12 protein-coding genes are annotated in these 11,802 nt (G+C 69.0%); 11 read left to right on the forward strand and 1 reads right to left on the reverse strand.

The window, feature by feature from the left end:
* The first annotated feature begins 1 nt into the window (after position 1).
* The 11 genes from QT196_RS35520 to QT196_RS35570 all read left to right on the forward strand — a co-directional run bounded on the left by QT196_RS35520 (position 2) and on the right by QT196_RS35570 (position 10,978).
* A complete protein-coding gene (locus tag QT196_RS35520; protein WP_266732845.1) occupies positions 2 to 382 on the forward strand; it encodes a hypothetical protein in 381 nt (126 codons plus the stop codon).
* Between the two features lie 108 nt (positions 383 to 490).
* On the forward strand, positions 491 to 1,168 hold the full coding sequence (locus QT196_RS35525) for a hypothetical protein (protein ID WP_168482736.1): 678 nt from the start codon (positions 491 to 493) through the stop codon (positions 1,166 to 1,168).
* A gap of 42 nt (positions 1,169 to 1,210) precedes the next feature.
* A complete protein-coding gene (locus QT196_RS35530) occupies positions 1,211 to 1,597 on the forward strand; it encodes a hypothetical protein (RefSeq protein WP_168482737.1) in 387 nt (128 codons plus the stop codon).
* A 38-nt stretch (positions 1,598 to 1,635) separates the two neighbouring features.
* Complete coding sequence (locus tag QT196_RS35535; protein WP_168482738.1) at positions 1,636 to 2,016, forward strand: hypothetical protein; 381 nt, start codon at positions 1,636 to 1,638, stop codon at positions 2,014 to 2,016.
* A gap of 126 nt (positions 2,017 to 2,142) precedes the next feature.
* The gene (locus QT196_RS35540; RefSeq protein WP_168482739.1) at positions 2,143 to 2,673 is read left to right on the forward strand and encodes a DinB family protein; all 531 of its coding nucleotides are present in this window, start codon (positions 2,143 to 2,145) and stop codon (positions 2,671 to 2,673) included.
* A gap of 70 nt (positions 2,674 to 2,743) precedes the next feature.
* Positions 2,744 to 3,280 (forward strand): hypothetical protein, encoded by a 537-nt coding sequence (locus QT196_RS35545; RefSeq protein WP_266732851.1) that lies wholly within the window; start codon positions 2,744 to 2,746, stop codon positions 3,278 to 3,280.
* A 139-nt stretch (positions 3,281 to 3,419) separates the two neighbouring features.
* Complete coding sequence (locus tag QT196_RS35550; protein WP_168482741.1) at positions 3,420 to 3,977, forward strand: PadR family transcriptional regulator; 558 nt, start codon at positions 3,420 to 3,422, stop codon at positions 3,975 to 3,977.
* A gap of 122 nt (positions 3,978 to 4,099) precedes the next feature.
* The gene (locus tag QT196_RS35555) at positions 4,100 to 5,821 is read left to right on the forward strand and encodes an acyl-CoA dehydrogenase family protein (protein WP_168482742.1); all 1,722 of its coding nucleotides are present in this window, start codon (positions 4,100 to 4,102) and stop codon (positions 5,819 to 5,821) included.
* A 299-nt stretch (positions 5,822 to 6,120) separates the two neighbouring features.
* Positions 6,121 to 8,826: an ABC transporter substrate-binding protein gene (locus QT196_RS35560; RefSeq protein WP_290356402.1), complete on the forward strand. Its 2,706-nt coding sequence runs from the start codon at positions 6,121 to 6,123 to the stop codon at positions 8,824 to 8,826.
* A 170-nt stretch (positions 8,827 to 8,996) separates the two neighbouring features.
* The gene (locus QT196_RS35565) at positions 8,997 to 9,668 is read left to right on the forward strand and encodes a hypothetical protein (protein ID WP_248001468.1); all 672 of its coding nucleotides are present in this window, start codon (positions 8,997 to 8,999) and stop codon (positions 9,666 to 9,668) included.
* Entirely contained in the window at positions 9,665 to 10,978 is a 1,314-nt protein-coding gene (locus QT196_RS35570) for a HAMP domain-containing sensor histidine kinase (RefSeq protein WP_290356404.1), read from the forward strand. The genes QT196_RS35565 and QT196_RS35570 overlap by 4 nt, the downstream gene beginning before the upstream one ends.
* A 264-nt stretch (positions 10,979 to 11,242) precedes the next feature.
* On the opposite strand, the gene QT196_RS35575 is transcribed toward QT196_RS35570, so the two are convergent.
* Positions 11,243 to 11,722: an HIT domain-containing protein gene (locus QT196_RS35575; protein WP_168482745.1), complete on the reverse strand. Its 480-nt coding sequence runs from the start codon at positions 11,720 to 11,722 to the stop codon at positions 11,243 to 11,245.
* Positions 11,723 to 11,802: the final 80 nt, after the last annotated feature.

The following is an 11,802-nucleotide window of genomic DNA, read 5'->3' on the forward strand; positions in this document are numbered from 1 at the left end:
CGTGCAGATCAACCAAAGGGCTGTATTCGGTCTTCTCGCGGTGGGGGCCGCGTGCTTCTCCACCGTACTCTCCGCGCCCGCCGCTTACGCGGGTTCCCAGAACTACATCCAGATCACCAACCACGCCGGCATCCTCGCCAATACCTGCTACAAGTGGCGTGACGCCGAGGGCAAGAACTACTGCCACAACGTCCGGCCGGTGAATGACACCTGGAAGGCGTATTTCCCCGAGGAAGCGACCGGCGCGAAGATCGATCTCAGCACCAGCATTGTCGACTACGCCACGGTGGACACCGCCGCGGTGACCGACACCAACCGAAACCACTGCTTCGAGATCACCGGTCTCGTCGACCGGCCGAAGCTCCAGGAAACGGGCTGCTGAACCACCCGGATATCGCAGAAAGCGCCGCCGTCACACCTTCCTGCACATCGGAATGACCCAGAACAGAGCGAGGAAACATTGATCTCCACATCCACCTCCGTATCCCGTATGGCGCTCACTCTCGGCGCCGTCGCCGCCGCGCTCGCCCTGGCGGCGCCCGCGGCATCCGCCGCACAGGGCTCCAGCCTCCCCGACGTCAATGGCCACACCGACAAGTGGGTGGAGGAAGGCAGCCCTTCTGTCACCTACGACAACGGTTACCAGGTGAATTCCGCGGAAGAGGTCAAGCGCGCACTGGAACAGTGCAACAACAGCCAGGTGTCCTGCTCGTCGACGACCCTGGACTCCAAGCAGGTGACCAAGTGGTTCGACGTGGACAACGCCGGGATGGGCATCGGACCCATTCAGAACTGTAGTCCCGGCGCCGCGGAAATAAACCAGACGCTCAGCGGCACCCGCACCTTCAGCTGGGGCTGGAATGTCGGTGCCAGCGTCGATATCACCCTGGTCAAGGACAAGCTGGGCGTGGGCGCCTCCGCGCAGTACAGCGAGACCAACACCGAGTCGAAGAGTGGCGACATCAGGATCACCATCAAGCCCGGGCAGAAGGGGATGCTCCAGCTGGGCCACGACATGGAACAGCGCGTCTCCGATGTGACCATCCAGGGTGGCGAGTTCGGCGGCGCGAAGATCTCCGGACTGCGCACCGAAATCCCGCTCAACACCTCGGCACGCGCCGACACCGACGTGGTCGCCTGCGGCTCCACCCTCAAGAACGGCCGCTGAGCCGCCGCTCCCACACGCGACACACTCACGAAGGGTCTACCTGTGCGGAATATCAAGAAGTCGGCGGCCTACGGGGTCGCCGCTCTGAGCCTCGCGCTGGTCGGCGGCGCGATGACAGCGCCGTCCGCCGCGGCCGCGGGCTCGGGCAAATACATCAGCTTCAGCAACAAGGGCTGGTTCATCGCCGAGACCTGCTACCACTGGGCGTCCTCGACCACCCCGGACTCCTGCGACAAGGGGAAGGCCATCGGCACGGACTGGCGGGTGGAAATTCCCGATGACGCCCAGGGCGTCAAGGTCGAGGTGACGGTGGACGGGCAAATTGCGGGTGACAACGTATCGCCGCACATCACCGACTTGAGCAGTAGCCACTGCTACGAGCTGAGCGGCTACACCTGGGGCCCGAAGAGAACCGACAAGGCATGCTAGGCGTGCCCGGACCATTGAAGCGAGAGGTGAATTCCAGCATGCGAAGCAAGAAGCGTTCCCTGGCATACGGTGCTGCCACCCTGGGCCTCGCCCTGGCCGGCGCGGTACTGACGGCACCCACCGCCACTGCCGCCTCGGACAACTATCTCCAGTTCGACCACCAGGCGGCGTCGCTCATCGACACCTGCTATGAGTGGAAGGGCCCGGAGGGCATAGAGAAGAAGAACTACTGCCACAACTACCGGCCGGTGGGCGACAGCTGGAAAGCGTATTTCCCCGCGGAAGCCACCGGGGTCACCGTCCAGGTGCACTGGTCGGGAGGCTCCACGTCGCTGTACGTCAACGAGGCCGACAAGAACCACTGTTACCGGATAGAGGGAATACTTCCCAGCATCCACGTCCTCGATCTGAAGTGCTGAGCTGAGCGACTGACCCTGCGGCCCGTCGGCGTCTCCCGCCGACGGGCCCCGTGCATTACACGGGGCCCTCGGCACTGCCCACCCGAACCCTGGACAGGCCACCCCCGCCTCCCTAAGGTCCTCACCATGGTCCACACAATCGAACCCGCCGAAGAGCCCCCGGTAACTCTCACCAACCCGTACGACCTGCTGACGGGGTACCTCGATTTCTACCGGAACGCCGTGCTGCGCAAGCTGGAGGGAATGTCCGACGCGGAGCTGAGGGCCAGCCGTGTGCCCAGCGGGTGGTCGCCCCTTGGACTGTTCAAGCACCTGGCCTGTGTGGAATTGCGATGGCTGCAATGGGGATTCGAGGGCGAACACATCGAAGAACCCTGGGCCGACGTCAAGACCCGCCCAGGACCGTGGCACGTGGGCCCCGAAGAATCCTTCGAGGACATCAAGAAATTCTTCCAGGAGCAGTGCACCCGATCCCGCGCCATCGTCGCGGCGGCCCACCTGGAGGACCGGGCAGCCACCCTCGGCGGAACGATCCCGCCCGACGAAGACCGCCCCACCCTGATCTGGATCCTCTTCCACCTCCTCCAGGAGTACGCCCGCCACGCCGGCCACCTCGACATCGCCCGCGAACTGGCCGATGGGGCGGTGGGGGAGTAGGAGCGCGTCTTGGCGGGCGGGGCGGAAACGACATCAAGTCGCGCCTGCCACTGCGCTATACCGTGTGGCCATGTCGGCGTTCATACAACAACTCCCCGCCCTGATCGGCGTAGTAATCGGCGCCCTGGGCTCGTACTTCGTCAGCGTGCGCGGCGATCAAGTCCGCTTCCGTCGCGAGCAGGCGGCCCATTGGGCCGAGCGGCGGCTGACGACCTACGCCGACTTCGCCAGGGCGCTGAAGAAGAGTGTCACCCTGACGTACCGGATCGCGGCCCACCTCGGCAACGACCCTCACCCGCACCCCCTGTCACCCGAGGAAGCGGCGCCACACCTGGCCGAGGCCACTGATGCCCGGGATCCGGCCGGGGAGGCGCTGCTGATGCTGGGCACCCCGGACGTGGTGGAGAAGGCCCGGGAGTGGGTCGTCGTAGTGATGGAGATGGAAGCCTTCCTGCGAGACCGGACGCACAGCCCGGAAGCATGGTCAGTCATGCTCCAGCGCCAGCGCACCGCACGCGAGGGGTACTACGCGGCCGTCCGCCGCGACCTGGCACTCCCACCCGGCCACTCCGGCGAATGGCAGCTGGCGCCGACCCTGACGGGCTGAGAGGGCGGAGCCCTGGCGGGCTGGGCTGTCGCGCTCGGGGCGCCGACGCCTGAGCGCCCCAAGGGGCACCCGGGTGAGCCGTGTCTCACCCCCGCGTCGGCTCTTGTCTATGCAACTCGTTGCATAGAAGGATCGGGGTATGGCGCTCGAGCACGCGATTCTTGTCTCCCTGCTGGAGAAGCCGGGCTCCGGCTATGAGCTGGCCCGGCGGTTCGAGCGGTCCATCGGGTACTTCTGGACCGCCACCCACCAGCAGATTTACCGCGTCCTCAAGCGTATGGAGAGCGACGGCTGGATCGATGTCCGCGAGGTGCCGCAGCAGGCCCGGCCGGACAAGAAGGAGTACTCCGTCGCCGCCTTCGGCCGGACGGCGCTCGCCGAGTGGCTGCACGAGCCGATCGAACCGGAGAGCGTCCGGCACGACCTCGCGGTGAAGATCCGCGGTGCGGCCTTCGACGATCCCGCCGCGCTGATCCGTGAGGTCGAGCGGCACCATCAGATCCACAGCGACCGCCTCGCGCACTATCTGGCGGGGGAGCGGCGTGACTTCACCGGCCCCGAGGCGCCTGCCACGCCCGACGCGGGCCAGGAACTCCAGCATGTCGTCCTGCGCGGCGGTATCGCCTACGAGCGCATGACCCTCGACTGGCTGGACGACGTACTCGCCACCCTCCACCGACTCCGACCCGAGCGCTGAACCGACCGGCGCCCGGGTGAGCAACACGCCTCCCCGGCCCGCCGCGTTCAGGGCAGTCTCAGCCCCGAGTTTCCTCTTCCACCACCCGCAATCCGCAACCTGAGCCGGAAAGGCGAACATCCATGGCCGACCCGCTGCTGTTCAACCCCCGCACCTACGACCCGGCGCACTTCGACCCCGAGACCCGCCGGCTGCTGCGCGCCACCGTCGACTGGTTCGAGAACCGCGGCAAGCGCCAGCTGATCGAGGACTACCGCTCCCGCGCCTGGCTGTCGGAGTTCCTGGAGTTCTCCAGCAAGGAAGGGCTGTTCGCGACCTTCCTCACCCCGGCCTCCGCCGCCGAGGGAAACCAGGACAAGCGCTGGGACACCGCCCGGATAGCCGCGCTCAACGAGATCTTCGGCTTCTACGGGCTCGACTACTGGTACGCCTGGCAGGTCACCATTCTCGGCCTCGGCCCGGTCTGGCAGAGCGACAACGCCGCCGTCCGCGCCCGCGCGGCCGAACTCCTCTCCCAGGGCGAGGTGTTCGCCTTCGGTCTGTCGGAGAAGGCTCACGGTGCCGATATCTACTCCACCGACATGCTGCTGGAGCCGGACGGTGACGGCGGCTTCCGCGCCACCGGATCCAAGTACTACATCGGCAACGGCAACGCCGCCGGACTCGTCTCCGTCTTCGGCCGCCGCACCGACATCGAGGGCCCGGACGGCTATGTCTTCTTCGCCGCCGAAAGCCGCCACCCGGCCTACCACCTGGTGAAGAACGTCGTCGACTCCTCGAAGTACGTCAGCGAGTTCCGCCTGGAGGACTACCCGGTCACCGAGGCCGACATCCTGCACACCGGCCGCGCCGCCTTCGACGCAGCCCTCAACACCGTCAACGTCGGCAAGTTCAACCTCTGCACCGGCGCGATCGGCATCTGCGAGCACGCGATGTACGAGGCCGTCACCCACGCGCAGAACCGCATCCTCTACGGCCGTCCCGTCACCGCCTTCCCGCACGTCCGCCGCGAGCTGACCGACGCCTACGTCCGCCTCGTCGGCATGAAGCTGTTCAGCGACCGCGCCGTCGACTACTTCCGCTCCGCCGGGCCCGACGACCGCCGCTACCTCCTCTTCAACCCGATGACGAAGATGAAGGTGACCACCGAGGGCGAGAAGGTCATCGACCTGATGTGGGACGTGATCGCCGCCAAGGGCTTCGAGAAGGACACCTACTTCGCCCAGGCCGCGACCGAGATCCGCGGCCTGCCGAAGCTGGAGGGCACGGTCCACGTCAACCTCGCCCTGATCCTCAAGTTCATGGGCAACCATCTGCTGAACCCGGCCGAGTACGCGCCCGTGCCGACGCGCCTCGACGCGGCCGACGACGCGTTCCTCTTCCGGCAGGGACCGGCCCGCGGTCTGGGCGCCGTACGCTTCCACGACTGGCGCACCGCCTACGACGCCTTCGCCGGGGTGGCGAACGTCGCCCGCTTCCGCGAACAGGCCGACGCGCTCTGCGAGTTCGTCACCACCGCCGCCCCCGACGAGGAGCAGAGCCGCGACCTCGATCTGCTGCTCGCCATCGGCCAGCTGTTCGCGCTGGTCGTGCACGGCCAGCTGATCCTGGAGCAGGCGCAGCTGACCGGCCTCGACGAGGACGTGCTCGACGAACTGTTCGCCGTCCTCGTCCGGGACTTCTCCGCACACGCCGTCGAGCTGCACGGCAAGGACTCCGCCACCGCGGCGCAGCAGAGCTGGGCGCTGGGCGCGGTCCGCCGCCCGGTCGTCGACGACGCCCGTTCGGCGCGCGTCTGGCAGCGCGTGGAGGCACTGTCCGGGGCGTACGAGATGGCCCCGTAACCACACCGCGATCCGCCGCCGGCGCCCCGGTCCGGCAGGCTCGGCCCCGTCCGCACAGGGCGGCTGAGTCTGCCGCGCCGGGGCGCCGCCGCGCGAGCGCCGCCCCTCCGCGCCGACCGGCGCCCGGGACTTCCCCGGCTCTCCGGACGGGCACCCGGAGACCCTCTAGTATCGGCATCCTGATCAGTTCGCGCAGCGGGCGCAGGCCCGGGAGAGGGGTACGCGAGCGTGCAGCCCCCGAGTTGCCCGCAGCCGTCCGGGGACGCCGCCGGCGGAGGCCGAACGGATCAGCGGTCACCGTGACGATCCTCCCTGACCCCGCTGCCTCGCAGGCCCTGCTCATCGGTGTCCATGACTACGAGAGCATGCCGGCCCTGCCTGCCGTCGAGCGCAATCTGGCCGGGCTCACCGGGGCGTTCACCGACCCGGAGTTATGGGGGCTGCCGCCCGCGCACTGCGTCGCCCTGTCCCAGCCGCCGAGCGCCCAGGACGTGCTCGACACCCTCAGCCGTGTCGCCCTGCGCGCCACCGACACCTTGGTCGTCTACTACGCCGGACACGGACTCATCGACCCGCACAGTGACGAGCTGTATCTGGCGCTGCCCGGCTCGGATCAGGAGCGGCTCTACAGCGCGCTGCCCTTCGAGTGGGTGCGCCGGGCGGTCCTGGACCCGCGGATCGGCGCCCGGCACAAGGTGGTGATCCTGGACTGCTGCTACAGCGGGCGGGCCCTGGCGGGCGGTATGAGCGGTACCACCCAGGTGGCCGACCACGCGCTGATCGACGGCACGTCCCTGATGGCGGCCTCCGCGCCCACACGGAAGGCGCTGTCCCCGCCCGGTGAGGAATTCACCGCGTTCAGCGGCGAATTGATCACCGCGCTGACCGAGGGAATCGCCGACGGCCCGCCCCTGCTGGACATGCAGACCCTCTACCGGCACCTCTACGCCGCGCTCGCGGCCAAGGCCAGACCACTGCCCCAGCAACGCAACCGCAACACCGGCGGGCTGATCGCCCTGGCCAGGAACCGGGCCCACGCAGACCATGTCGCCCATCGTCCCCAGCCGCCGGCCGAGCCGTCACCGTCGCCGGTCGAGCCGTCCCGCAGCGATGACCGCCCGCAGCCGCACCCGCAGCCGCAAACCCCCACTCCCCGACAGCCCCCGCCGCCGAACGCTGCCCGCACCGCTGACGGGCAGGCGGCGAGGTTCCCGGCAAGTTCGGCATCCGTCCGGACCAGGACCATCGCGGTGGTGTCGGCGGCACTCCTGGTCGCGGGCATCTCCATCACCCTCGCTCTGCTGAACGGTGCTCGGGGAGAATCCGACGAGGACAAGTCCAAGGACGGCGTCACCAAGGCCTCGTACAACGCCGCTGTCGGCCACATCCTCAAGCCGGGGGGCGGCAAGGGCGGCACGCTGAAGTTCGTCAGCTCCATCGATGCCGACTCCTGGGACCCGCAGCGCGGCTACTACGGCTTCGTAGCGAACTTCGCCCGCTACTACACCCGTCAACTGGTGACCTACGCCCCGGAGTCGAAAGACACCGTACTCACCCCGGATCTGGCCACATCCAAGGCCACGATCACCGACCACGGCCGGACCTACACCTACACCCTGCGCCAGGGGGTCACCTGGGAGGACGGGTCGCCCGTCACCTCCGAGGACATCAAGTACGGCATCGAGCGGCTCTGGGCGACGGACGTCATCACCGGCGGACCGGGCTACCTCAGGGAGGCGCTCGACCCCGAGGGGACCTACCGGGGCCCGTACAAGGACACCTCGGCGAAGGGCCTGACCGCGATCGAGACGCCCGGTCCCGGCACCATCGTCTTCAAACTGCCCCGTCCCAACGGTGACTTCGAGCAGCTGCTGGCCACGATCGCCGCCTCGCCCGTGAAGAAGAGCCAGGACACCAAGGCCAAATACGGTCTCCGGCCGTTCTCCAGCGGTCCGTACAAGTTCCGTTCGTATCAGCCGGGCACATCGCTGGAGCTGGTGCGCAACCCCCACTGGAAGCCGTGGTCCGACCCGATCCGTAACGCCCTCCCGGAAGCGATCAGGGTCCGGATCACCGGCGATCAGAACTCCGTGGACAGCAGTCTGACCAGCGGCGATGGCGACCTGGCGCTGGGCACCACAGGGCTCGGACCGGCCGCCCGAGCCAGGGTGCTGTCGGACCGCGACCTCAACAAGAACCTGGACACCCCACGGTCCGGCCTCGTGCGCTACGCGGCCTTTCCGCAGACGGTCCAGCCGATGGGCAACGTCCACTGCCGCAAGGCGGTTGCCTACGCCGCCGACCGCCGGAGTCTTCAGACCGCGCTCGGCGGCCCCGCCGCGGGCGGCGACCTCGCACCGAGTCTGCTCCCGCCCGGCATCAAGGGCGCCGATGCGACCTTCGATCCGTACGGCGTGCTCAAGCACCGCGGCGAGCCGGATCTGACCAAGGCCAGGGATGAGCTGAAGAAGTGCGGCCGGCCGAACGGCTTCCCGACCACCATCGCGGTACGCAATGACCGGCCGTCGGACAACGACGCCGCAGAAGCGCTGACGAGTGCGCTGGCCAGGATCGGCATCAAGGCGGAGGTCGAGCGCTTCGACGGGGCGCGGATGCCCACCCTTGTCGGGGCGCCGAACGAGGTGCGGAAGCGGGGCTACGGGATCGTCCTCGCGAGCTGGGGTGCCGACTTCCCGACGGGGCAGGCCTTCTGGCGCCCGCTCGTCGACAGCCGGATGCGCCTGCCGAGCGGCAACTTCAACCAGACCGAAGTCGATTCCCCGACTCTCGACAAGCTTCTCGACAAGGCCGTCGCCGAAACCGACCCGAACACGGCCGGTGAGACCTACGAGGAGATCAACCACAAAGTCTCCGGGGAGGCCTACTACCTGCCGTTCGTTTACGGCAAGTACGTCAGCTGGCGCAGCCCGCGGTTGACCGATGTCCATGTTGCCGACGTCTACGGCGGCTACGACTATGCGCGGCTGGGCGTCCGCGGAGCCTGACACCGAGGCTCCGCGGGGCAAACAGTCTGATCCTTACCTTTCGGGCATATCGGATATCTCCGGCCGCGTGGCAACGCACAGCGACTATGATCCGGACAGGCTCAGCCCGCACCACGACTGGAAGAGATGTGCTTCTGCTCCGCTCCTCGCATGCCCCGGGGCCGGTACGGATGACGTCGCTCGCACTTGCGGCGACGGGCATCGCGGCGCTGTTGGGTGGCTGTACGGAGAGCGGGGAGCCACAGAGCGCCGGCCACACCTCGGCCGCCTCCGCCCCGGTGCGGCTGTGGCCGAACCGCAAGCCCGCGCCGCAGCCCGAGCGGGGGAAGGGCGAGAACCTCCCCGCGGCCGTTCCCGGGGTGCCCCGGGTGCCGTCCGGGGACATCAGCGAGGCGCCGCTGCTCACCGTCGTCAAGGCGCAGGTGGACGCCGGTTCCGCCCTCGACGGCGGACCGCAGTTCGACTCCGCCACCGAGAGCAGGATCAACGCCTGCGCCCACGCACCGGAGCACTGCCCGGTGCGGAAACCGCAGTACCTGGATCTGACCGGTGACGGGAAGCCCGAGTTGATCGTGGGCATCGAGGCGCTGGATCGCTCCCTGGCGCTATGGGTCTTCACGCTGCGCCACGGGGTGGTCACCCGGATCATGGACGCCGGCGCGACTCCGCTGTCGGTCGAGATCGCGAACGGCGATCTGATCCTGCGGGAGCCCACCGGCACCCCCGGATACGCCACCCGCACCGTCTACGAGTGGGACCCCCGGACGCAGGCCATGACGCTGCGGGCCATGGAGTTCGACGAGGCGGATCCCGCCACCCCCGCACCGAAGAGGACGCCATGAGCGCCGGCCGGCCTCGTGCGCGGCTGCGGCTGCCCGCATGGACGGCGACGCTGTACTGGAAGTTCGCCGTCTTCGTCATCGTCATGTGCTGTGTGCTCGCCACGGTGGTCGGCGTGCTGGTGCACGTCCTGGTCGGCCGGCAGACCGAAGACCAGGCCCGCAGCGCCGCCCTGGCCGAGCTCGACACCGTCGCGGCGGCGTACGTGGCCGGGGAGCCGCTCGGCCGCAACGCCGCGGTGAACCCCGCCGACCTCCCCGCCTCGCTGCTCACCCTGGCGCGGCACGGCGAGCGCGGCACCCAGCTCGGCGAACACCGGGGCCGCCCGGTGATGTGGGCCGTCACCCCCGCAGACGGCAGGGCGCTGGCCGTCCACCTCGACCACACCCAGCGCGCCGCCGCGCTCCGCGGGCTGGACCGGGCCATCATCGGCTCCTCGGCCTTCGCGATCGCCCTCACCCTCCTCGTCGGGCTGTTCGCCGTCTCCCGTATCACCCGTCGGCTGCACCGCACGGCCCAGGTCGCCCGCAGGATCAGCACCGGCGATCTGGACGCCCGGGTGGACGATCCCCGGGTGCTGCGGCCCGACCAGGCCCAGGACGAGGCCGCCGCGGTGGCGGCCGCACTCGACGCGATGGCCGCCGCACTCCAGGCCAAGCTGAACAGCGAGCAGCGATTCACCGCCGATGTGGCGCATGAGCTGCGTACCCCGCTGACCGGCCTGCGGTTGGCGGCCGAGCTGCTGCCGCCCGGCCGTCCGACCGAGATGGTGCAGGACCGGATCGGGACCATGAGCCGGCTGACCGAGGACCTGCTGGAGATCTCCCGTCTGGACGCGGAGGTGGAGCGGGCCGACATCGATCTGCATCAGCTGGGGCCGCTGGCCGAGCGTGCGGTGCTGGCCACCGGGCTGGCCGCCGAGGTCCGCATCGAGCGGGACGCCCGGGTGGAGACCGACCAGCGCAGGCTCCAGCGCGTGCTCGGAAACCTCGTCTCCAACGCCCACAAGCACGGCCGCCCGCCGGTGATCCTGACCGTCGACGGCCGGACCATCACCGTGCGGGACCACGGCGACGGCTACCCCGGCCGGCTCCTCGACCATGGCCCCCAGCGCTTCAGCAGCCACTCCGGAAGCGGCAAGAAGACCGGCCACGGCCTCGGCCTGACCATCGCCGTCGGCCAGGCCAGGGTCCTCGACGCCACCCTCCACTTCTCCAACGCCCCCGACGGCGGCGCCGTCGCCGAACTCCTCCTCCCCCCATCGCCCCCGGACCGGGCCCTCCACCAGCCGACGGGCGCCGACGACTCCTAGGGCGTGTCCGCCCTACGTATGGGTCTCGTTCCCGGCCCGCCCCGAGTCCGGCGGCCCCCTGCGGGACGACGTGTTGAGCAATGCGGTGTTCGCGTCGTGCGCCTGCCTCCTGCTGCTCTGGGCGGCGCGCCGCGCGGCGGTCGACGAGACGGAACGCCGTCCCGCGGAGCACCGGTCCGGCACCGACCGGCGTGCCGCATCGTCGTAGCACTCCGGTCGGGTTCTCTCAGGTGGGTGATGGTCACCTGCGGGGGCACCTTCGGTTCACTCCGCGGAGCGCAGCAGGTCCAGTTCGCTGCCGATGGCTTCCCTCAAGGCATCGTGCTGTGGGCCGAGCCGGAACTGGGTGTCGCTCCACCGGTCGCGTGGATAGAGCCATACCGGCGCGCCCACCGCCTCGGCCGGTTCCCAGTCGAACCGCGGCCAGACGTGCGCGTGCAGGAAGGGATCCGTGTTGCCCAGGATCTCCAGATTGACCCGCCGGAAGGCCGGGTCCAGCCGGCGGCAGGCCCGCTCGACCGCTTCGCCGAGCCGGTCCATGTCGGACAGGAACGACAGCCGCTTGCTCTTCGGGAGGTCGGACAGCCGCTGCACATGCGGTGTGTCCACGAGCAGGACCGAGTACCCCGGCAGAAACTGCACATCACCGATCGCCGCGAACCCGGACTCCAGCCGCCGCAGCACCGTCGGGTTTTCACCCCGCAGCGCCGCGCCGATCCGGTCCGTCCGCCAATCACCAGTCATGGTCAGAACCTATCGGCAGGTGATCAAGGCGTTCAGCGTGCGACGAATGTTCAGCCGACGAAGTCGCTTGTCACACAGCC

The sequence above is a fragment of the Streptomyces sp. P9-2B-2 genome, assembly GCF_030406865.1.
GTDB lineage: Bacteria > Actinomycetota > Actinomycetes > Streptomycetales > Streptomycetaceae > Streptomyces > Streptomyces platensis.

Bases quoted from the DNA above. Each gene is read 5' to 3' on its own strand.
- QT196_RS35525 (WP_168482736.1), top strand. From the start codon at position 491: ATGGCGCTCACTCTCGGCGCCGTCGCCGCCGCGCTCGCCCTGGCGGCG.
- QT196_RS35535 (WP_168482738.1), top strand. From the start codon at position 1,636: ATGCGAAGCAAGAAGCGTTCCCTGGCATACGGTGCTGCCACCCTGGGC.
- QT196_RS35540 (WP_168482739.1), top strand. From the start codon at position 2,143: ATGGTCCACACAATCGAACCCGCCGAAGAGCCCCCGGTAACTCTCACC.
- QT196_RS35545 (WP_266732851.1), top strand. From the start codon at position 2,744: ATGTCGGCGTTCATACAACAACTCCCCGCCCTGATCGGCGTAGTAATC.
- QT196_RS35550 (WP_168482741.1), top strand. From the start codon at position 3,420: ATGGCGCTCGAGCACGCGATTCTTGTCTCCCTGCTGGAGAAGCCGGGC.
- QT196_RS35555 (WP_168482742.1), top strand. From the start codon at position 4,100: ATGGCCGACCCGCTGCTGTTCAACCCCCGCACCTACGACCCGGCGCAC.
- QT196_RS35565 (WP_248001468.1), top strand. From the start codon at position 8,997: ATGACGTCGCTCGCACTTGCGGCGACGGGCATCGCGGCGCTGTTGGGT.
- QT196_RS35570 (WP_290356404.1), top strand. From the start codon at position 9,665: ATGAGCGCCGGCCGGCCTCGTGCGCGGCTGCGGCTGCCCGCATGGACG.
- QT196_RS35575 (WP_168482745.1), bottom strand. From the start codon at position 11,722: ATGACTGGTGATTGGCGGACGGACCGGATCGGCGCGGCGCTGCGGGGT.